Genomic DNA, 20499 nt, shown 5'->3' on the forward strand with positions numbered 1-20499 from the left:
TCGACGGCGCGTGGGGCGAGCAGCGTTGGATGAGCAGTGCATGGTTCATCACCATCGGAGGCGCGAGGGTCATTTCGAGGATGGCCGATGGCCGCCGGGTCTGCTTCGGTAGTTCTACCGACCGGGGTCCAGTGAATGACGCACGCCGGCACTGGCACCGGCTCGCCGCCGCCACTATCGTAGGCGCCTTCGCTGCCCCCGGTTCCGGACGCCGATGCATTCAGCCCATGCCCACCCCGCCGCCTGCGAGAACTGCAGCACTGCCTTGCAGGGCGACTTCTGCCACCAGTGCGGGCAGTCGGCGCACAGCCCGGTGCGCAGCTTCGCGCATGCGGTGGAAGAGGTATTCGAATCGTTCTGGCACCTGGATGGGCGCATCTTCCGCACCCTGCACCAGCTGCTGCTGCCCGGTCGACTGGCGGCGGCCTATCTGGCCGGCCATCGCACCCGCTATATCCCGCCGATTCGGCTGTTCGTGATCCTGAGCGTGCTTACCTTCTTCGTGGCGCGTCTGGCGGTCCACGTGGACGCTGGCACGTTCGTGAGCCAATCGCCCACGCCGCCGGAGGTGCCGGGCGCGTTCCGTGATGCCACCACGCCCGCTGAGGTCGACAAGGTTCGCCGCGCGTTGCTGGCACCCTTGGAGCAGTCACGCCAGACCATGCCCGAAGCCCTTCGCGCACCGATCGACAGTGCCATCGCCAAGGTGGACAGGCAGGCCGCCAAGCGCGAGCGCGAACTGAAGGAACATCCGCCGGTCGCGTCTGCCGACAAGCCCGCCGTCGCCAAGCCGTTCACTGTGCGGGATATGGCGACGAAAAAGTCAGACCCGGTAGACATCGGGTTCCTGCCCGGCTTCGCCAACCGCTGGCTGACCGGCCAGGCGGAGACCATCCGCCTCAACCTGCCGCGCATCAGCGAACGGCCGCAGCTGCTGGTGAACGCGTTCTTCGGCTCGGTGCCCTCTGCGCTGTTCGTGCTGGTGCCGTTGTTCGCGGTGCTGCTGAAGGTGTTTTATCTTGGCAGTGGCCGGTTGTATCTGGAGCACCTGGTGGTGGCGCTGTACAGCCATGCCTTCCTGTGTGCGGCCCTGCTGGGCATCCTGCTGTTGTCGATGCTGGGCGGGCAGATGACCACCGTGGCCGGGGCCGGCATCATCATCGGCATTCTGGTCACGCTGCTGGTGCTGTGGATGCCGTGCTACCTGCTCATCATGCAGCGGCGGGTGTATGGCCAGTCCTGGCTGGTGACCACCCTGAAGTTCACGGCGCTGGGGTGGCTGTACTTCACGGTGGTGACCGCCGCCACCGTTGTCCTTGCCATTGCCAGCCTTGCCCGTATCTAGGCCATTAAGTAGTTTTACCCAGGTGGCCTGCACGAATTGCGGTGGAACGTGGATGAGCGCGCCATCATGCTCTTTCGCACCCCTTCCCTCGCAAACGTGCCCCCATGGCTACTCCTCCGATCGTCCGCCTCGGTGCAGTGCTGCTTGGCCTGTGCGCATTGGTGGCATGTGGCAGGCGTGATTCCGACGCAGCGGCCCCGACACCTGCTGCGCCCACCGCACCGCAGGTGGCGACACCCGCGCCTGCCGATGCCGCGCATACCCGCGAACTGCGTGCGACGGCCAAGGATGCCTACATTTGGGGCTTCCCGATCGTGGAGGGGTACAAATCGATGTACCAGCAGGCGGTGGATCGCGGCGGCGCGAACTTCCATGCCGGGTTCAATGAGATCGGCAACGTCTCCCAGGTGGCAACGCCCAAGGACACCTCGATCATCACCCCCAATTCGGACACGCCCTATTCGTTCCTGTGGATGGACCTGCGCGCCGAACCGGTGGTGATCAGCGTTCCCGCCATCGACGCCAAGCGCTATTTCTCGGTACAGCTGATCGATCTATACACCTACAATTTCGCCTACATCAACCGTTCGGTAACCGACGGCAAGGCCGGCGCCTTCATGATCGCCGGCCCGGACTGGAAGGGAGAAACGCCCAAGGGCGTGCGCCAGGTGTTCCGCGCCGAAACCCAGCTCGCCTACGCGCTGTTCCGTACACAGCTGTTCTCCCCCGCCGATCTGGCCAACGTCAAACGCCTGCAGGCGCAGTACAAGGTGCAACCGCTCAGCGCGTTCCTCGGCACCCCTGCGCCACCACCGGCGCCAGCGGTCGCCTTCCCGCCGTATGACGCCGAGAAGGCCAACGGGCCCGGCTTCTTCTCCTACTTGAACTTCCTGCTGCAGTTTGCGCCGGCGGACCCCAGCGAGACCGAACTCCGTCAGCGGTTCGCCGCCATCGGGATAGCGCCCGGCAAGCCGTTCGATGAGGCCTCGCTCCCGCCCGCCGACCGCGACGCGCTGGCCGGCGGAATCGCCGATGCCAACCAGGCGCTGGAGCAATTCGTCGCCACCGAAGTCAATACCGCCAAGGTTGCCAGTGCCGATTTGTTCGGCACCCGCGCGGCGTTGAAGAACAATTACCTGTACCGCTTCGCCGGGGCAAAGCTGGGCATCTACGGCAACTCGGCCTCCGAGGCGGACTACCAGACCTACTTCGTCGATGCGCAGGGCGCGCCGGCCGATGCCAGCCAACACGATTATGTGCTGCGCTTTGCCAAGGACCAGTTGCCGCCCACCCATGCGTTCTGGTCGGTCACGCTGTACGACGGCAAGAGCAAGCTGCTGGTCGACAATCCGCTGAACCGCTACCTGATCAATGCGGCCATGCTGCCCAAGCTCAAGCGCGACCCCGATGGAGGCCTCACGCTGTACATCCAGCATGCCTCGCCCGGCGCGGACAAAGAGGCCAACTGGCTCCCCGCTCCAGCCGGACCGTTCTATCTGGTGCTGCGCAACTACAGCCCCGGGCAGGCGGTCGTGGACCGCACCTGGCAGAAGCCGGCGCTGACCCCGGTGCCTCGCGCTTCCAGCGACTGAGGGCGTGGTTCAGACGGGGCGGATTCCGCCCCGTCTCACGCATGCATGATCAGAACTGCGCCCTGACCGTCAGCTGCGCGCCCTGGTCGCGGACGCTTGAGCCGAAGCGGCCCTGGTAGTCCGCCCTGAACTCCACGCGCGGCGTGAGCTGGGTGGTAAAGCCCAGCTCGGCTACGCCGGCCTTCTCCTCCACCGGAAGACCGTTGACCACGAACGCCGCGCCGCCGGCGGCGAATTGCTGGGAAAGCGCGCTGGTGGTGTCGCCCCAGGCGCGCTGGTAGCCCAGGTTCAGCACCACCGCCGTGCTGAAGCGCGACTCCAGGTGCCACTGCGTGCGCAGGCCGGCGGTACCGATGTCCAGCGTGCGCGTCTGCGCATCGCCGACCAGCGAAGCGTCGCCGCCCCATTCCTGGAAGCCATCCTGTTCCAGCCGCACATGCGCATAGTTCAGGTAGGGCTCCAGGTGCAGGCGGCCTACGGTGCTGCCATGGGCGACATCCACGAAGCCCTGCCACAGACGTGCATCGTCGGTGGAATGCAGCTGCTGGTCAGCGGCCCGCCGTTGGATGCGGCTGTCGGTGCGGCCGCCGGTCAGGCCGCCACGCAGCGCCCAGGCGCCAAACCCGACGCCGCCATAGAGGCCGGCGTATTTGCTGTTGGTGCGTGCGTCCGATGTGCGCGCGTCCACCTCCAGCGTGCTGCGTGCCTGGCCAACGGCTACGCCCAGCACGGCCTCATTTTCGAAACCGAGATCCGCGCCGGCCATCCAGCCGGTGCCCTGCTGACGGCCACGTGCCGCATTGCCGTCGGCGTCGTTGCGGCCGCGATGCCCCCACACGGTGGCCCACCCACTGGCAGGGCCACCTTCGCTGACGGCGGCATCGGCACCCACCAGCCGGTTGGCCAGGCTGCGGCGTACCCGGGCGGCATCGTCCAGCACTGTTACCTGCGTGCTGGCATGCACCTCGCCGGAATAGGCATCGAACGCCTGCCGCGCACTGCCTTCGTCCATCACCACCACGCGGTCGTACAGCGCGCCGCTGCCCAGGTTTTCCAGCGCGGTGGCCGTGCTGCGCTGGTTGTAGGTGGTGCCTACCGCCGGGAACGCCACCTGGTTGCGGGCCAGTGCAAGCGTCACGGAGGTGGGCGCGTACTCCAGCGTGGGCGTCAGGAAGGCCAGGTTGTTGCTCACGGTGTTGAACCTGCCGGTTACCCCGCCCTGCGAGGTGATCAGGGTGTAGCGCGTGAGCGGGTTCCACGCCGCGCCGTCGGCCAGGCTGACCACCGACCCACCGAGGATGGTGGTCGTGCCGTCCACCGCCAGCTGGTCGTGGCGACCATCTGCGTCGACCTCCACTTCGTAACGCGCCGACGCCTGCAGCACGGCGTCGCCGCTGACGTGCAAGGTGCCGATGGAGTTGCCCGGAGCCAAGGTACCCAGCAGGTCCAGGCTGCCCACCCGGCCAACCCCCTGCAGACGCGCGCCTTGGCCGATGGTGACACGGCCACCCAGCGTCGCGTTGGCGGTGCTGGCATCGCCCACCACCAAGGTGCCCTGCTCCACCTGCGTGCTGCCGGTGTATGCCTGCGCCTGCTGCACCACCAGGATGCCGGTGCCGGTCTTGAGCAGACGCCCACTACCGGTGAACGCGTCGGCCAGCACGCTGTCTTCGTTGCGGTCGAGCACCAGCGTGCCGTCGTTCTGGATCGGACCGCGCAGTGCACTGGCGCTGCCCTGCAGTGTGCCGGCCTCGATGAAGGTGCCGCCGGTGTACGTATTGGTACCGGCCAACAGCACCGTGCCGGCGCCGCGCTTAGTGAGCGCGCCAGTGCCGGAGACATTGGCGGCCAGCGTGCCGTTGCTGTCCTGCTCCACCACCAGTGCTGCGTTGTTGACGATGCTGCCCTGCAGGCTTTCCGTGTCGCCCTGCAGCGTGCCCGCTTCCACCGCCGTGCCGCCGGAGTAGTGCTGCGCGCCCTGCAGCAGCAGCGTGCCATCACCGCGCTTGAGTAGTGCACCGCTGCCGGTCAGCGCGTGATCGAGCACGAAGGTGTGATCGGCATCGGCAATATCGAATCCGCCACCGGCGGCGCCCAGCGTCACGTTTCGCTGCAACTGGTCCAACGCGGTGCCGGTGACCTGCAGGACGCCGCCGTCGAGCAACAGTGTGCTGCTGGCATCGCCCAGCGCGCTTTCGCTGGCCACCGACAACACGCCGCCGGCGATGCGGGTAGTGCCGGTCCAGGTGTTGGCGGCGGTCAGCACCAGCGTGCCGAGGTCGGTCTTCTGCAGGCCGGCGGTGCCGGTGAGCACGTTGTTGATGGTGGTGGTGTAGCCGGCCCCCAGTGCGCTGCCATCACCCACTCGAATGACCGGGGTGGCACCCTGGGAGTCAGCCACCAAGGTAAGCGCATCGCCGCTCAGCACATAGCCGTCGTTGGCGAACTGCAGGCTCTGGGTGGACACCGCGCCATTGCTGCTGCTGACCGTTACGGTGCCCGCGTCACCCGCAAAAATGGCATTGCCGGGGTTCGGCGACATGATCGCGGTGAGGGTGCCCTGCGCGTCGGTCCACACCGGCGCGGTGTTGCTCCACACGCCGCTGCCACCGCCCGCGCTGTTGGCCGATGCCTGGCCGTTGGCGTTCCAGAACTGCAGCGGGGTATTGCCCGGCACAATCAGGTTGATCTGCCGGCTGGCGCCCAGAATCTGCAGGATGTTGCCCTGTGGAATGCTGGCGAACCCGCCATTGGTCAGGATGAGGGTATTGCCCCAGGTGAACAGACGATACAAGCCTGCGCCGAATCCGCCGCCGTCACTGACGTTGAGTACCGCGTCGTTGATGCTCAGGTTCCCGCCCACCACGACGCTGTCGCCCTGCCCGGCGGCGGCGAACGGCGTAGCGGCATTGGGCGCACCCAGCTCGAAATCGAGAATGGCGCCCTGCTGAAGCTGCAGATCGCCCGTGACGGTCAAGGTGCCGATGCTGTTGCCGGGCGCGAGCCGGGCGCCGCTCTGCACCACCACAGTGGTATCGAGCGTGCCGTGGCCGCCCAGTGTGGCCCCCGTGTTCACCGTGATGCCCGCGCCACCGAGGGTGGCACTGCTTCCGGCACTGCTGCCGACCACCAGGCGGCCCGCTTCCACGGTAGTCGCACCAGTAAAGCCTGCGGAGCTGCCATCGAAGGACAAGGTCCCGGCGCCCTGCTTGCGCACCGCACCGCCGCCGGAAAGCGCGTACGCATAAGCGCTGGCATCGGAGCGGTTGAAGATCAGCGTGCCGTTGTTGTCGACGTTGCCGTTCAATGCGCCGGCGGTTGCGCCTGTTCCCACCCGCAGTTCGCCGCCGGTGGGCAGCACGACATTGCCGGTCGACTGCAGCGTGCCGGTCAGCGTGGTCGGCGCGAACGGGGAAAGATTGATGGACCGCACGTTGACGTCGCCGCTGATGGTCAGTGGGCTGACGCCTCCCAGCGTGACGTCCCGCGCCGACAGCGTGCCCAGCGTACTGATGACGTTGCCTGCGCCGCTCAGCGACAGGTCGCCGCTGAGCGTACCCGCCACGGTACTGGCCGTGACCCCACCCGCGACCTGCCTGACGCTGCCGCCGTTGAACGTCAGCGTACCCTGCGTCTGCACGTCGCCGAACAGCAGGGTGTTCGGGCTGGCCAACAAGGTATTGCCGGTCGAATCGATTCCCGAAATCAGCAGGGCACTGGCCGCCGCGAACGTGATGTTGCGGCCGGTCGCGTTTATCTGGCCGATCAGCTGGTTGCCGGCATTGCTCAGCGAGATGTCCTTGCCCGTGGCCAGGAAGTCGCCCGAGCCGCTGAGAATCACCCCGCCACTGGCCGTGATGTTGCCGCCGGCGGTGACGCTGATGTTGCTCATGCCGGAGAAGCCACCCACAAAGTCGATCGTGGCGCCGCTGTTGAATACCCGCGAGGCGTTCAACGCGAGCGTTCCTGTGTAGGACTGCGCACCGGTTGTGGAGACGTTGCCCCCGATGACGGTGCCGCCGATGTGATCGAGCGCCAGCGCACCGACGAGGTTGACATCGCGCAGCACCAGGTTGCCTGTACCGCTGCTGGTGGCGTTGCCGGTGCCCGACAGCGGACCGTTGACGGTGAGGGTGTTGCCGATGCTGCCCGTGTTCAGACGCACTGCGGCGGTTCCACCGTTGAGCTTCACCCCGTCCAGCGTGGCCGTCGTGCTGCTTGCAAGGGTCGCGGTTGCGTTGGCGTTCAATTCCACCAGGCCGTGGATGACCGAGCCGGGCATCAGGTTCAGCGTACTGCCCGTGCCGTTGAATACCACCGCCGAGGCGTAGCCGGCACCGCTGGCGCCGCCTGCCAGGGTGCCGCTGTTGTTGATCGTCGCGCCGCCCTGGGTGATGACACCGGCGCCGGCCGCGCCATTGCCGGTCAGTGCGCCGCCACGGACGGTGCCGGTGTTGATGAGGGTCAGGCCAGTGTTCAAGGCGCGGATGCCGGCACCCGAAGCACCGGCACCGGCGGTACCCACCGGGCCGGTTGCGCTGCCGGCGGCACCGCCTGCTCCGCCGGTGATGGTGCCTGCGTTGCTGACGTACGGTGCCGCGCCAAACAGCAGCACGCCATCACCGCCGCCACCCCCGCCGCCACTGAACGCCGCGCCCGGCTGCATATTGTCGCCCCCGCGGCCACCTGCACCGCCGGTAATCGAGATGTCAGCCTGGATCAGGCCCAGGGTGAAGTTCGACGCGACGCTGACGATGCCGGCACCGCCGCCGCCGCCGCCGCCCGCACCAAATCCATTGCCCGCCAGCATCGAGCCACCGTTGCCGCCTGCACCGCCAAGGAGGTTTGTGCCGCTGGCCAAGCTCAGGCCGGGATAGGTTGCATACTCGCCGGCACCACCGCCGCCGCCGCCGCTGGGACTGTCACCGTGGTTGGTACCATCGCCGCCATTGACCCCCTGGCCGAGAGTTCCCGCGAAGAAATCACCGGGCGCGCCGCCGGCACCGCCGAGCACGGTCACGCCGGAACTGGTTTGTACGCCGCTGGCGCCCGCGCCGCCCGCGCCGTTGAGCGATTGGCCGCCTGCGGCCTGGTTGGCCGGTGCGAGCGTAACGCCGTAGTGCAGCGCCGCGCCGCCCATGCCATTGCCGGCGCCACCGCTGCCGGCCCCGTCACCGGTGGCAAAGACCGGAACACCACCGCCTGGCGCGCTGCACCCGCTGCTGGCGCTGGGCACGCAGGTCTGCGCCACTACCGGGCCGGCAGCGGCAAAACCGCCTGAAGCAAGCAACGCCAACCAGAGCAGATTGAGGCGCAGGGGTGCATCGCTGGCCCCGGTGGCGGCACCTCCGTGGGCGGATGCATGCTCGGAAGCGACCTGCAGCACGCGCAGGGCCTTGTTCCATACCAACCGGTAAGTGCGATTCATTCCTTTCCCCCAATAAGGCACCGCCCGCGCTGGACGGCGGATGCTGTTCCATGATGTGGATCGTACGGCGGGCCGCCGCGCTCCCAACCCCTCGGGAGCCCCGCCTCTGACGCCGAAGTGTGACACAGCCCTCAGAACGCCGTCAGGCCTGCCAGAACACCCCCAGAAGCGCCGCTGTTCAGGCCCGGCCAGCATCCACGCGCCAGATCAGGGAGAATAGCGGCCCGCTGCAGCTGCCGTTACCTCCGGATCCAACGTGAACGCCATCGCCTCTACTCCCGCCGACGCCCTGCCCCAGGACGACCTGCCCCTGACCGACCGCCTGCGCGCCGCGCTGGACCTGCTGGAGGCGATCGAGGCCGACCGGGCCGTGCTCGACACGCTGCCGGAGGATGACCGGGTGCGCTTCCACCAGGTGGTGGCCAAGGTCTATCACCCCGAGCCGAAGGCGCGGCGGGCCATGCTCAAGCAGCAGGCCAAGGTCCGCCACCAGGAAAAGGTGCGCAAGGCCGAGGCGCTGCTGGAGCAGACCGGCATCCGCGCCCTGCGCCGCAAGCCGGTGTTCAGCACGCCGAATTATTTCCCGCCGCACGCGGCAGGCCTGCATGACGCGCACAACGGCGAGAACGCCCAGGCCGCGCCCGAGCCGGTGCACTCGCCCGAGTTGCGCCATTGCTATGTGTGCAAGCAGAAGTTCACCCAGCTGCACCACTTCTACGACCAGATGTGCCCGGCCTGTGCCGAGCTCAACTTCTTCAAGCGCACCGAGACCGCCGACCTGCGCGGCCGCGTCGCGCTGCTGACCGGTGGCCGGGTCAAGATCGGCTACCAGGCGGGCCTGAAGCTGCTGCGTGCGGGTGCCGAGTTGATCGTGACCACGCGCTTCCCGCGCGATTCAGCGGCACGCTATGCCGAAGAGCCGGACTTCGCCGAGTGGGGCCACCGCTTGCAGGTGTTCGGCCTGGACCTGCGCCACACGCCCAGCGTGGAAGCGTTCTGCAATGAGCTGCTGGCCACCCGCACGCGGCTGGACTTCATCATCAACAACGCCTGCCAGACGGTGCGTCGCCCGCCGCAGTTCTACGCGCACATGATGGCCGGCGAGACCGCGGCGCTGCACGACCTGCCCGAGACCATCCGCAAGCTGGTGGGCGAGTACGAGGGCCTGCGCAGCGCTGAGATGTTGAGCCTGGGTTCGGACGACGCACTGCCGACCCTGCAGGACCGCAGCGCGACCGGCGCCGACGGCCTGACCCGCGCCGCCGAGCTCTCGCAGGTGCCGTTGCTGGCCGATGAACTGCTGGGCCAGCAGCATCTGTTCCCCGAAGGCCGGCTGGACCAGGACCTGCAGCAGGTGGATCTGCGCGGGCGCAATTCGTGGCGCCTGCTGATGGCTGAAGTACCCTCGGTGGAGCTGCTGGAGACCCAGCTGGTCAACGCCATTGCGCCCTTCATCATCAACGCGCGACTGAAGCCGCTGATGCTGCGCACGCCCGAGCGCGACAAGCACATCGTCAACGTGTCGGCCATGGAGGGGCAGTTCTACCGCAACTTCAAGACCACCCGCCACCCGCACACCAACATGGCCAAGGCCGCGTTGAACATGATGACGCGCACGTCGGCCGCCGACTACCAGAACGACGGCATCCACATGAACAGCGTGGATACCGGCTGGGTGACCGATGAGGATCCGGCGGAGATCGCCGCACGCAAGGTGGAAGAAGAACGCTTCCACCCGCCGCTGGACATCGTCGATGGCGCCGCGCGCATCGTCGACCCGATCATCCACGGCGTGAACACCGGCGAGCACGTGTGGGGCCAGTTCCTGAAGGACTACGCGCCTACCGACTGGTAAGCCGCGAGCGCTGCGCCTGCCGTCACGCAGGCGCAGCCGGACCAGGTTGCCTCAGCTGCGCGGCAACGGATTGCAGATCTGGAAGGCGGCCGTCTTGAACGCCACCTTCTGTTCGATCAGGTCCTTGAGCTTCTTTACATGGGCCACGCGTTCGTCGCCCGGCGGATGGTGGCCGCTGACGTGCGGGTCGAAGATGCCCGTGGTGCGCCAGTTGCCGATCGAGGCGAGCACCTCGGTCCAGGTGTGGCCGAGCTCGACCAGGATGTAGGCGGCGCTCAGGTCGGCGATCACCTCGGTGGCCTGGCCGCTGATGCCGGCCAGCCCGACTTCGCCCAGGATATGCAGGCTGGTGCCGTGGCCCAGCTCATGACCGATCGCGAACTTGATGGTGATGTTGTCCTTCAAGGCCAGCAGGCCTTCGCTGACCACCAGCCCCATGCCATCGTCGACCGGCGTCAGGTTGCCGTTCGGCACCGCGCCCTTTTCGGAGATCACTTTGCCCACCATCGGCATGTCGCAGGTGGTGGGGGTGGCACCGGCGTAGAACAGCTTGGATATTTTGGCGAGCGCAGTCGTCGCGAACTCGCTGGCCTGCGTGGTGTTCATGGTCATGGAAGCACTCCCTGGGGTTGAGCACCCCTGCCGGTTGCAGGAATGCGGAGCCTTCTTTTTACGAGTGCGGGCAGGCGCACGTTTGGCGGGATGTTGCAGCGTGTGTGCCCGCTGATGCGGCGTGCGACGCGGCAATATGTCGCACTGTGTCAAATGCGAATGCGTCGTGATAGCATTGTGAACGTTGTTTGAAACACGCCACATGGACGTCCCAGCCATCGCCAGCGGACCCTCTTACTCAGGAGTTTGCTCGATGCACGTTTCCTCCCCCCGTTCCGTCCACGCTGCTGCCGTTCTGGCCGGCGCCATCGCAATCGCCCTCTCCGCCCAGGCGCACGCCGCCGGTGACGCCACTGCCGACACCAAGGACATGAACACGGTGGTGGTCACCGCCACCGGTGCCCAGCAGTGGATCCGCGACGCCCCCGCCAGCATCAGCGTGATCACCCGCGAAGACATCGAGCGCAAGCCGGTCTCCAGCATCGGCCAGCTGCTCAGCACCGTGCCGGGCGTGACCGGTGGTTATGCGCTGTCCGGTGCGCAATCCAAGATCCGCCTGCGCGGCCTGCCCGAGCAGTACACGCTGATCCTCATCGACGGCCGCCGCCAGGGCAATTCGTCGGGCGTGAACTATCGCGACGACCTGGGCCCACAGGATCTGAACTGGCTCTCGCCGGACATGATCGAACGTATCGAGGTGGTGCGCGGCCCGATGTCGTCGCTGTATGGCTCCGATGCGATGGGCGGTGTGATCAATATCATCACCCGCAAAATCGCGCCGGAATGGGGCGGCTCGGTGACCTTCAACTACAGCAAGCCCGACAGCGACACGCGCGGCAACACCACGCAGATGGGCGCATTGTTCAGCGGTCCACTGACCGACACCCTGGGCCTGCGCGTGGGCGCCAACGTGACCGACCGCGAGTCGGACCGTGGTCGCGGCCAGACGCCTGGCAACAAAGCGGAAAATGCAAATGCGCTGCTCAACTGGGCAGTCACGGACGACCACACCGTGGGCTTCGAGGCCACGCATGGCGTGCAGCGCAACCGCGGTGGCGGCGACGTCGGCGCCTGGGGCCTGTCCAAGCTGGTGCATACCGGTTATGTGGTGACCCATGACGGACGCTACGGCGACGCCAGTACCTCCAAAACGACGCTGACCCAGAACGATTACGAAGACAAGGACAGCCAGGTAGGCAACCACTCCAAGGAAACCGTGTTCGACACCGCGTTCGCCACCGGTTTCCACCTGGGCGTCGAACACCGCTTGAATGTTGGCGGACAGTGGAAGCGCGAGCAGCTGCAGAACGCCGACACCATCGGCACCGTACCGGTGACCTGGAGCGGCAGCGGCCGGATCAGCCCGACCAACGAGGCCGATTCGTGGGCCTTGTTCGCCGAAGACCACATCGCGTTGCACGAGCGCTTCACCCTGACCGCAGGCCTGCGCTGGGACAACACGGAAAACTACGACGACAACCTGAGCCCGCGCATCTACGGCGTATGGCACCCGGCCGATGACTGGACGGTGCGCGGCGGCGTGTCGCAGGGCTTCCGAGCGCCGAACCTGAAACAGGGCAGCGCCGGTGCCGCCACGCAGTCGGGCGGCAACGGCTGCCGCAGCCTCACCGTGGAGGGCTGGACCAACCGCTCGGTCAGTGCCGATGGCACCACCGGCTGCTACATGGCCGGCAACCCGAACCTGGAACCGGAGACCAGCACCAACTACGAGCTGGGCGTCGGCTTCGATCGGGGCGAGTGGTCGGCCTCGGCGACCTACTTCCTCACCAATTTCGACGACAAGATCGAACAGGTGCCGCTGCGCGACATTCCCGGCTACGACTCCAGCTTCGTCAACGGCTTCTGGTGGACGGTGGCGCAGAACATCCAGAAGGCACGCACGCGCGGCGTGGAGGCCAGCGTCACGATTCCGCTGCATGCTCGCCTGAACTGGACCACCAACGCCACGCGCATGCTGGAGTCGAAGAACCGCACCACCGGCGCCAGCCTGCTGGTGGTGCCCAAGATCACGGCCAACACGTCGCTGGAGTGGCAGGTCACCGATGCGTGGTCGTTGAACCTGAGCGCCCAGCACATCGGCAAGCAGCTGGTGTCGAGCACCAGTTCCACCTTTGCGAAGGCCTACACCACGTGGGACGTGGTCACCGGGTATGACGTCAACGAACACCTGATCCTTCGCGCCGGCGTGCTCAACGCGGGCGATGTGTCCACCATCGATGAAGGCAACACCTACGACGGCGGCGCACGCACCTTCTTCGTGGGCGCTACCGCGCGGTTCTGATTGCGCGTGGCGGCGTGCGCTCCGTGGTTGCCCGCCATGGGCGGGCACTACGGCGCGCGGTGCCGCGCCGCCCGGCCCCGGTAGTGCCTGCCCATGGCGGGCATTACGGCACGCGCGGTGCCGCGCCGCCCGGCACCGGTAGTGCCTGCCCATGGCGGGCAACACCGGCGTCGGCGTCAAATACAGCGTTGCCGTTAGTCATGCTGCCGCATGTCACATTGCCAGACGGCGCTCCCGGCCGCTATGGTGCCTGGGCACCTGCCTCCTACCATCACACAAGGATTGCTGATGGCTCAGCACAAGCTTCGCTGGCTGCTACCGTGCGCTGTCCTGCTGGCCATGACCGTGGTCCTGGTACACCTGGGCTGGGAACACACCCATGGCGGCATCAAGCGGCACCATCTGCTCAACGATGCAACGCTGCCGGCCCTCTCCAATGCCTGGGGCATCTTGGTGCTTCCCTTGCTCGGCTGGGCAGCGGGCGGGGTCGTCACCCGCCGGAACACGAACCGGCCAGGCGCATTGGCGCCTGCGCTGGCGGGCTTCGTCGGCGCGCTCGCAGCAGGCGTCGCCCTGTCGGTGGCGTTCGCCGCAGGCGACGAAAACGCGGCATTCGCCGTGCTGCTGGCCATCTTCGCCAGCAGCGTGTTCCTGCCGGCCTACCGCGCCGAATATGGCTTCGGTTTCGTGCTGGGCATGACGTTCGTCTTCGGCTCGGTGCTGCCGGCCATCATCTTCCTCGTGCCCATGCTCATCTCCGCGCTGGTGCGTTTCCTCGGCGTGCCCGCCTTCGGGTGGGTGGCACGCCGCGTGCGCGCGTGACCGTGACGGTCAGAGCTTCATGTTGAGGGCGACAAACAGCGACCGGCCGGCGGCAGGCGAGAACATCGGCTGCGGCTGTTCCCAGAAGAAGCTGTCGTACCACGCATAGGCGTACTGGCGGTCGGTGGCGTTCTTCATCTGAACATCCACGCTCCAGCGCGGGTTGATCTGGTAGCGGGCGCTGAGGTCCAGTACCGCGAACCCGCCGTACTTGCCGGCCACGTTGCGTTCCTCCAGGTAGTAGTCGCCCTGCGCCCTGCCCTGCAACCCCAGCTGCAGCGCCTCGGTGGCCTGGTAGTCCAGCCCGATGTTGCTGATGTAGCGCGGCGTGGCCGCCACTTCGCGCCCTTCCAACGACAGACTCGCAACGCGCCCGTCCCGCTCGATCTTCGCTTCCTGGTAGGCATGCGACGCCCACACCGTCCACTTGTCGGCCAGCTGCGCGTTGATCTGCGCATCCACGCCACGGCGCCGGGTCTTGCCCAACGTCACGGTGGTGCCGGTAGCGGGCATGTTGGAGATCTCATTGGCGGCGTCCTGCTGCCACACCGCGATGCGTGCCTGGCTGCCCGCGAACGGGCTGAACTTCATGCCCAGCTCCATGCCGGTGTTGGTCGACGGGCTCATGGGGCCCTGGCCCGGGGTGAGGTAGGCCGGCGCGGTCGAGCCGGTCAGAACCTGGAAGGTGCGGCCCCAGTTGGCGTAGATGTTGGTGGTGGCGGTGAACGCATAGACCACGCTCAGCTTCGGCTGCTCGATGGTGCCGTAGCGCTGCAGCGGGCCGGTGATGCCGCCGGGCAGGCGGGTGTCGCCGTCGAAGCGGTCCACGCGGTAGGCCGGCACGATCTTCAGCGCCTCGATGGGCTGGTAGATCGCCTGCACGTATGCGCCCCAGTTGTCGAAGGTGTGGCGGTCGTTGTTCTGCACGCGCGCGGGCGTGGCGGAGAAATCGGTAGGCACCGCGTAACTGAAGCGCTCGCGGATGTAGCCGTTGTCCTGGTGTTCGACATTGAGCCCACCCTCCACTGTGAGGTTGCTGGCCGGCTGCCAGGTGAGCGTGGTGAGCATGCCGACCTGCTTCTCGTCCCACACCCGGCGCTGGCGTGGCGCGTTGCCGGTGGCCAGGTCGCTGAAGGTCACCCGGCGGTCGTCCTCGTAGCGGTTGTAGTAGAGCTTGCTGCCCAGGAACAGGCTGTCGGCCAGCTTCAGGTCCAGGTGCACGCCGATCTGGCGCATGTCGCGGTCGTCGCGGTCGTTGGCATTGCGCAGCTGTGAATCGCGGCGGTCGGTGCGCAGCTCCTCGGCGGTCATGAAGCCAGGTTCGTCGGCCTCATGGTGGTAGGCCCGTGCGGTGAGCCCGATGCGCATGCCGTCATCAAGGTTGCCGTAGAACCACTTGCCGCCCACGGCATACTTTCGCGACGTGTCATGGTCGCGATAGCCGTCCGACGACTGCGTGCCCAGGAAGTAGTTCTGCGCGAAGCCGTTGCTTTCGCGGCCGATGGCCAGCTGCGCATCACGGGTGTTGTAGCTGCCGTAGCCCAGCCGTGCATCCGTGTAGTTGCCGCCCTGACGGGTGCCGAAGTTCACGTTGCCGCCGATGTTATGCAGCCCGTAGCGCGGATCGTTGGTGCCGCGCACCACCTCGATGTAGCTGATTTCCAGCGGGAACAGCATGTCGATGAAGCGCTGGTTGCCGCTGTTGACGTTGCTGGGAACGCCGTCGATCAACGTCTTGATCGCGTTGAGATAGCCCTCGCCGTTGAAGGCGCGGAAGCTGACCTTGCCGGACTCGGCACCCTGCCGGGTCTCGGTCAGCTGGATGCCGGGCATCTGCCCAAGCAGTTCCCAGCTGTGCGAAACATTCTTGTCCTCGATCTGGTCGGCCCCCAACACGTCCACCGAGGTCAGCACCTGATGGGCAGTGAGCTGGCCTTCGGTGTGTTGGTGCACGTCGACCTTGCCGAGCGTGAGCGCGGCGTCGGACGACTGGGCGCGGGATTCCGGGGCGAACAGGACGGCAGCGACGGCCGTCACGAGGGCGTGGATCTTCATGTCAGGGCAGTGGGCAGGAGGCGGGGGCGACAGGCCGACATGGCCCGCGCTTCAATGTGACACTATAACATTACATTACCAATGCGCACTTGGGGTGCCACAGAGCCTTCACCCGACTGCCCTATTCTGGCGGCACGCCGCCGCCACCGCGCCCGGCGTTTGAATCGTTCCGCTCGACGTGATCGACGGGCATTACCGAACACTGCAAAGGAGTCGCAATGAAGAAGCTGCACGCTGCCGTTCTCGCCGGATGCCTGCTGGGCATGAGCCCCCTCGCCTTCGCTGAGGTCGCCAACCTGACCAACAGCGCCGATGGCGCGAGCCGTGACGCGGGCATCGCCGCGGTCAAGAAGAAACTGCAGGATGCCTGCACCGACCGCAAGGGCACGCCGGATGCGGCGTCATTCGAAGTGGTGTTCGAGAAGACGAGCGACAACCCGAATGTGCCGAAGCCGTACTACGTCGACGGCAAGATGAAGTGCGATCTGCCCTGACCCTGTTCAACGCCGCGACAATGCGGCGTTCAACCCATCGAGTGCGGCCCGGTGCAGCTGGGAGATGCGCCCCTTGCTCACCCCCCATTCTTCGGCCAGTGCGTTGAACGGGGCAAACTCGAAGTAGTGCCTCACCACAATGGCCTTGTGACGCGGCGGAAGCTGCTCGAGTGCGGCTGCCAGGCGGGTGGCGATCTCCCTGTCCTCGGCGTAGCGCAGACCGTCCTGCGTTTCACCGGCGAACGCACCTGCGGCATCGTCGAGCAGGAAGCCAATGCCGAGCCCGACAATCGAGCCCACCATGGCGTCGAAGGGGTCTTCATCCTGATCCTGGAGTGTCTCGAGTCGCTCCTGGTAGCGCTCCTGGGCCTGCCCGCCGAGGATCGCGCGCAGACCGTTGAACACCGATCCCCGCACCCGGGCCATGGCGTAGGCCTGGAACGCGATGCCGCGGGCGGGATCGTACCGGTCGATGGCCTCCAGCAGCCCGATGTTGGCATTCTGGATGAAGTCATCGCGATCCGCGGCCAGTCGGGGAAATCGACGGTGGAGCCTCCGTGCGACCGCCGAGGCCCATGGCGTGTAACGCATATACAGCGCATCGCGCGCGGCCGTTGCACGGTCATGTCGGAGTTGCTGCCAGAGCGAATCCTCACCGTCCCTGGTGTCGGCTTCCATGTCAGTTCCAGTAGCTCCCCAACAGGGCCTTGGAGAGCAGCACCCATCCGTCGATCAGGATGAACAGCAGTATTTTCAGGGGCAGGCTTATGGTTGTAGGTGGAAGCATGATCATGCCGAGCGCCATCAATGCGGCGGCCACCACCAGGTCGATCAGCACGAAGGGCAGGAAGATCACAAAGCCGATCTGGAAGGCGGTCTTCAGTTCACTCAGCAGGAATGCGGTGACCAGATGACCGAAACGGATCTCCTCCATCGTTTTCGGCTGAGGTGCCTTGGCCATCTCGATCACCGCCCGCAGGTCCGATTCGCGGGTCTGCGAGACCATGAACTCGCGCAGCGGCTTGCTGCCAAGTTCAATGGCCTGCTGCGCGGTGATCTGCTCGCTCATATACGGCGCGATCGCATCATGGTTCATGCGGTCCAGCACGGGCGACATCGTGAAGTAGGTCATGCAGATGGCCAGCGTGATGATCACGCTGTTGGGCGGCGTCTGCGGAATGCCGAGCGCATGACGAAGCAGCGCCAGCACGATGATGATGCGGGTGAACGCGGTCATCCCGATCATCATCACCGGAATCAGCGACAGCATCGTCAGGATGACGAAGTTGCGCAGCGCAGGGGAATAGTCCTGCTTCAGCGCCTCGGCCACGGCGTCTTCGGTGGGCCCGGCCAGCGCGGGCAGCGCCAGCAGCAGGAGCCCCACCCCCAGCAGCAGCCGCAGCGCGGCTCGTTCAGCGCGCATCGGTGCTGTCTCCCTGCAGGTCGACGGACGGCAGCGCGACGATGCTGGCGTGCGCGGTGGATTCGAGCACCGCAAAACGGTGTTCGCCATCGCGCAGCCGGTATAGACGGGTGCGTGGACTCAAGCGCAGTACCTGCTCGACCTGCAGGCCATCGGCACGCTCACCCGCCACCGGCGGTGCCGCCGACCAGCGGCGCAGCCAGCCTTTCTGCCGCGCCAGCCAGAGCAGCCCGACGGCCAGTGCGAGCAGCAGCACGGCCAGCAGCAACGGAAGGGCCAGCGAGGCCGTGGCGCCGCCATTTTCAGCCTTGAACGGAATCGGCCGCGCGGCGGCCAGCAGGCTCCACCACACTGCGGTCATGCGATCTCCAGGATCCGCACGCCGAAGTGGTCGTCGATGGCCACCAGCTCCGCCCGCGCCACCGGCTGGCCGTTGAGCAGCAGCGTCACCGGCGCTTCGAGGGCTTCGTTGAGCAGCACCTCATCGCCCGGCTTCAAGCCGAACAGACGGTCAACGGACATGTCGACCGTGCCGATCTGTGCACTCAGCGCAACCTGCACGTGCCGGATCATGGCAATGCTGCGCTCGGTAGAACCGGCGCGGTCGATCTGCGCCGGTTCCGGGCGCACTGCTTCCAATACCGAAGTACGTTCCATCATTCTTTTCCTGGCTGGTGTTCAACATGGGTGCAGCGGAGCGCCTTGCGGCCGTTGGACGACTGCAGGTGGGCGGTGAATACGGTATTGCCGGCGGCGTCCTGCACACGTACCACAGCGTCGGCGATGCGGCTGCCGCCGAGGATCTCGCCGGGCTGCAGGTTCGAGGCGGCATCCAGTGGCGCATCGCCCAGGTCCAGCGTGGCTACCAGACGCGTGGTGGACGCCAGCAGCGCGCTGCGTCGAGGTGCCAACGCGAGCGGTGCGGCCTCGATTGTCGGCGGTGCCATGGCGTCGCAGATGCCGATCGGCAGGTACAACGCGGCGACGGTGCCCGGCAGTTCGAGTGTGAAGGCGAGCACCCCGTGCCGGCGGTCAAGCTGGGCAGCATTCGGCAGCGTCCCCGCTTCACCGTTGGCCGCGCCCAGTTCTGCCATCAGATCGAGCACGGCGCGGCGCCCTATCGCGGCGGCCAGCGCGTTGTCCTGCCCCTGCGTCACGACCGCCAGTGCGCTGCCGAGCGCGGCGATGCCCTGCTCGGGCAGGCACAGATGGATGTGGCTGGTGCGGCACGCCCACCAGCGGCCGTCCATGTCCGGTACCCGTTCGGCAAGTGGCTGCACATGGCAGCTCCCAGGCTCGGCAGCCCATTGCGCGCGCCAGTGGTCAACACGCTGCTGCAGCACGGTAGTGATGCGATCGACGCGCTGGCGGCCATGGCGGCGGAAAGCAAGCACCGTCATCAGCCGCCCCGCGTGCTGTTGTACAGCTGTTCGATCATTTCATTGCTCACCGTCATGACCCGGGAGCTGGCTTGGTAACCGCGCTGGATCACGATCATGTCGGCAAATTCGCGGGTCAGGTCCACGTTGGACATTTCCAGGCTGAAGCCGGTGATGCGGCCGAAGCCGGTGTCGCCAGGGCGGCCGATGTCGCGCTGCTGCACGGTGGCGCCGGAGATCAACCGCCCACCTTCCAGGTGCAGGGCGCTTTCGTTGGGGAACGTGGCCAGTGCTACCTGCGGCCCGGAGCGCTTCTCGGTTTCCGAATACGTGAGCTGCATGACGCCCTTCTCATCGAACTGGATGCCGTTCACCGCCAGGATGCCGTGGCCATCCGTCACCTTCGCTGTCACGCTGCTGGTGGTGCCGCTCAGGGATGTCATGCCGGTGAGCGTCCCGGGCGTGCCGAATTCCACCTGGATGGTCTGCGCCCCACCCGGGCCCTGCAGCACGACACTGAGGTTGGAGTAACCCGCCAGCGGCGTGCCATCGGTACGGAAGCGCACTTCACCGGTGCCCACGGCCTTGCCGTCCGAATCGCTGACAGTCACCAGGAAGCTGCCGGGCGTGACGGATGTGTTGTTGGTGAACTTCACCGACAGCACCCGCGACGCGCCGGCCGCGTCGTACACCGTCACCGCATTGATGTTGGTGGTGGTGGACGAAGGCGCGATATTGCCAGTGATCCGTACCAGGCTGGTGCCCACCGCGGGGATGTTGCGGTAGGTATCGAGGTCGATCTCGACCATGTTGCCCGAACCATCCAGGGCCATCACCGAGAAGCCGTTGACGCTGTCCACCAGCAGGCTGTCGGCGTTGAAGCGGAACTGACCGGCGCGCGTGTAGTGCAGGTTGCCGTCCGGATCGCGCAGCACGAAGTAGCCATTGCCGTTGACGGCCAGATCCGTGGGATTCTCCGTCTCGCGCAGGTCGCCGGGATTGGTGCGCATGTCTTCGCCGGCGATGCGCGAGCCATAGCCACCGTCGAGATTGGTGAAGAACGCGTCGCTGCCGCGGAAACCGGGCGTGTTCATGTTGGAGACGTTGTTGGACACCGTATCCAGGCTGCGCGAGAAGCTGAACATGCCGGACAGACTGTTGAAGAGTGCTTGGAACATGGTCGGCCGCCTGG

General features: G+C 66.5%; 15 protein-coding genes. 6 read left to right on the forward strand and 9 right to left on the reverse strand.

Annotated features, from left to right (window positions below; translation table 11 throughout):
* Positions 1-214 precede the first annotated feature (214 nt).
* Both ACOZHM_RS01240 and ACOZHM_RS01245 read left to right on the forward strand, forming a co-directional pair.
* A complete protein-coding gene (locus ACOZHM_RS01240; protein ID WP_421567128.1) occupies positions 215-1345 on the forward strand; it encodes a DUF3667 domain-containing protein in 1131 nt (376 codons plus the stop codon).
* 104 nt (positions 1346-1449) lie between these two features.
* Positions 1450-2937, forward strand: coding sequence for a DUF1254 domain-containing protein (locus ACOZHM_RS01245; RefSeq protein WP_421567130.1), 1488 nt, complete (start codon positions 1450-1452; stop codon positions 2935-2937).
* Positions 2938-2986: 49 nt separating this feature from the next.
* Here the strand turns inward: ACOZHM_RS01245 and ACOZHM_RS01250 are convergent, their stop codons facing one another.
* Positions 2987-8365: an autotransporter domain-containing protein gene (locus ACOZHM_RS01250; protein ID WP_421567132.1), complete on the reverse strand. Its 5379-nt coding sequence runs from the start codon at positions 8363-8365 to the stop codon at positions 2987-2989.
* A gap of 289 nt (positions 8366-8654) precedes the next feature.
* Here ACOZHM_RS01250 and ACOZHM_RS01255 point away from each other — a divergent pair, with 289 nt between their 5' ends.
* Positions 8655-10220, forward strand: coding sequence for an SDR family NAD(P)-dependent oxidoreductase (locus tag ACOZHM_RS01255; RefSeq protein ID WP_421567468.1), 1566 nt, complete (start codon positions 8655-8657; stop codon positions 10218-10220).
* A 51-nt stretch (positions 10221-10271) separates the two neighbouring features.
* Here the strand turns inward: ACOZHM_RS01255 and ACOZHM_RS01260 are convergent, their stop codons facing one another.
* Complete coding sequence (locus ACOZHM_RS01260) at positions 10272-10832, reverse strand: hypothetical protein (protein ID WP_421567134.1); 561 nt, start codon at positions 10830-10832, stop codon at positions 10272-10274.
* 253 nt (positions 10833-11085) lie between these two features.
* Here ACOZHM_RS01260 and ACOZHM_RS01265 point away from each other — a divergent pair, with 253 nt between their 5' ends.
* Both ACOZHM_RS01265 and ACOZHM_RS01270 read left to right on the forward strand, forming a co-directional pair.
* Complete coding sequence (locus ACOZHM_RS01265; RefSeq protein WP_421567136.1) at positions 11086-13134, forward strand: TonB-dependent receptor domain-containing protein; 2049 nt, start codon at positions 11086-11088, stop codon at positions 13132-13134.
* Between the two features lie 288 nt (positions 13135-13422).
* Positions 13423-13956 (forward strand): hypothetical protein, encoded by a 534-nt coding sequence (locus ACOZHM_RS01270; protein WP_421567137.1) that lies wholly within the window; start codon positions 13423-13425, stop codon positions 13954-13956.
* Positions 13957-13965: 9 nt separating this feature from the next.
* Here the strand turns inward: ACOZHM_RS01270 and ACOZHM_RS01275 are convergent, their stop codons facing one another.
* Positions 13966-16011 (reverse strand): TonB-dependent receptor, encoded by a 2046-nt coding sequence (locus ACOZHM_RS01275; RefSeq protein ID WP_421567138.1) that lies wholly within the window; start codon positions 16009-16011, stop codon positions 13966-13968.
* A gap of 218 nt (positions 16012-16229) precedes the next feature.
* Here ACOZHM_RS01275 and ACOZHM_RS01280 point away from each other — a divergent pair, with 218 nt between their 5' ends.
* Complete coding sequence (locus tag ACOZHM_RS01280; protein WP_421567139.1) at positions 16230-16505, forward strand: hypothetical protein; 276 nt, start codon at positions 16230-16232, stop codon at positions 16503-16505.
* 6 nt (positions 16506-16511) lie between these two features.
* Here the strand turns inward: ACOZHM_RS01280 and ACOZHM_RS01285 are convergent, their stop codons facing one another.
* The 6 genes from ACOZHM_RS01285 to flgF are packed head-to-tail and all read right to left on the reverse strand — an operon-like array spanning position 16512 to position 20485.
* Positions 16512-17183, reverse strand: coding sequence for a sigma-70 family RNA polymerase sigma factor (locus ACOZHM_RS01285; protein WP_421567140.1), 672 nt, complete (start codon positions 17181-17183; stop codon positions 16512-16514).
* Position 17184: 1 nt separating this feature from the next.
* Entirely contained in the window at positions 17185-17928 is a 744-nt protein-coding gene (gene fliP / locus ACOZHM_RS01290) for a flagellar type III secretion system pore protein FliP (protein WP_421567141.1), read from the reverse strand.
* Positions 17918-18289, reverse strand: a complete 372-nt coding sequence (locus ACOZHM_RS01295) for a hypothetical protein (protein WP_421567142.1) — start codon at positions 18287-18289, stop codon at positions 17918-17920. The genes fliP and ACOZHM_RS01295 overlap by 11 nt, the downstream gene beginning before the upstream one ends.
* Positions 18286-18585: a FliM/FliN family flagellar motor switch protein gene (locus ACOZHM_RS01300; RefSeq protein WP_421567143.1), complete on the reverse strand. Its 300-nt coding sequence runs from the start codon at positions 18583-18585 to the stop codon at positions 18286-18288. Before ACOZHM_RS01300 ends, ACOZHM_RS01295 begins: the two co-directional genes overlap by 4 nt.
* Positions 18585-19328, reverse strand: coding sequence for a hypothetical protein (locus ACOZHM_RS01305; RefSeq protein ID WP_421567144.1), 744 nt, complete (start codon positions 19326-19328; stop codon positions 18585-18587). Before ACOZHM_RS01305 ends, ACOZHM_RS01300 begins: the two co-directional genes overlap by 1 nt.
* Positions 19328-20485 (reverse strand): flagellar basal-body rod protein FlgF, encoded by a 1158-nt coding sequence (flgF, locus tag ACOZHM_RS01310; protein WP_421567145.1) that lies wholly within the window; start codon positions 20483-20485, stop codon positions 19328-19330. Before flgF ends, ACOZHM_RS01305 begins: the two co-directional genes overlap by 1 nt.
* Positions 20486-20499: the final 14 nt, after the last annotated feature.

Source organism: Stenotrophomonas sp. PD6 (assembly GCF_049199305.1).
Taxonomy (GTDB): domain Bacteria; phylum Pseudomonadota; class Gammaproteobacteria; order Xanthomonadales; family Xanthomonadaceae; genus Stenotrophomonas.

Excerpts from the sequence above, each read along its gene's own strand:
- ACOZHM_RS01245 (WP_421567130.1), top strand. The coding sequence starts at position 1,450 with ATGGCTACTCCTCCGATCGTCCGCCTCGGTGCAGTGCTGCTTGGCCTG.
- flgF (WP_421567145.1), bottom strand. The coding sequence starts at position 20,485 with ATGTTCCAAGCACTCTTCAACAGTCTGTCCGGCATGTTCAGCTTCTCG.
- ACOZHM_RS01295 (WP_421567142.1), bottom strand. The coding sequence starts at position 18,289 with ATGACCGCAGTGTGGTGGAGCCTGCTGGCCGCCGCGCGGCCGATTCCG.
- ACOZHM_RS01240 (WP_421567128.1), top strand. The coding sequence starts at position 215 with ATGCATTCAGCCCATGCCCACCCCGCCGCCTGCGAGAACTGCAGCACT.
- ACOZHM_RS01260 (WP_421567134.1), bottom strand. The coding sequence starts at position 10,832 with ATGACCATGAACACCACGCAGGCCAGCGAGTTCGCGACGACTGCGCTC.
- ACOZHM_RS01305 (WP_421567144.1), bottom strand. The coding sequence starts at position 19,328 with ATGACGGTGCTTGCTTTCCGCCGCCATGGCCGCCAGCGCGTCGATCGC.
- ACOZHM_RS01280 (WP_421567139.1), top strand. The coding sequence starts at position 16,230 with ATGAAGAAGCTGCACGCTGCCGTTCTCGCCGGATGCCTGCTGGGCATG.
- ACOZHM_RS01270 (WP_421567137.1), top strand. The coding sequence starts at position 13,423 with ATGGCTCAGCACAAGCTTCGCTGGCTGCTACCGTGCGCTGTCCTGCTG.
- ACOZHM_RS01265 (WP_421567136.1), top strand. The coding sequence starts at position 11,086 with ATGCACGTTTCCTCCCCCCGTTCCGTCCACGCTGCTGCCGTTCTGGCC.
- ACOZHM_RS01250 (WP_421567132.1), bottom strand. The coding sequence starts at position 8,365 with ATGAATCGCACTTACCGGTTGGTATGGAACAAGGCCCTGCGCGTGCTG.
- ACOZHM_RS01275 (WP_421567138.1), bottom strand. The coding sequence starts at position 16,011 with ATGAAGATCCACGCCCTCGTGACGGCCGTCGCTGCCGTCCTGTTCGCC.
- ACOZHM_RS01300 (WP_421567143.1), bottom strand. The coding sequence starts at position 18,585 with ATGGAACGTACTTCGGTATTGGAAGCAGTGCGCCCGGAACCGGCGCAG.
- fliP (WP_421567141.1), bottom strand. The coding sequence starts at position 17,928 with ATGCGCGCTGAACGAGCCGCGCTGCGGCTGCTGCTGGGGGTGGGGCTC.
- ACOZHM_RS01285 (WP_421567140.1), bottom strand. The coding sequence starts at position 17,183 with ATGGAAGCCGACACCAGGGACGGTGAGGATTCGCTCTGGCAGCAACTC.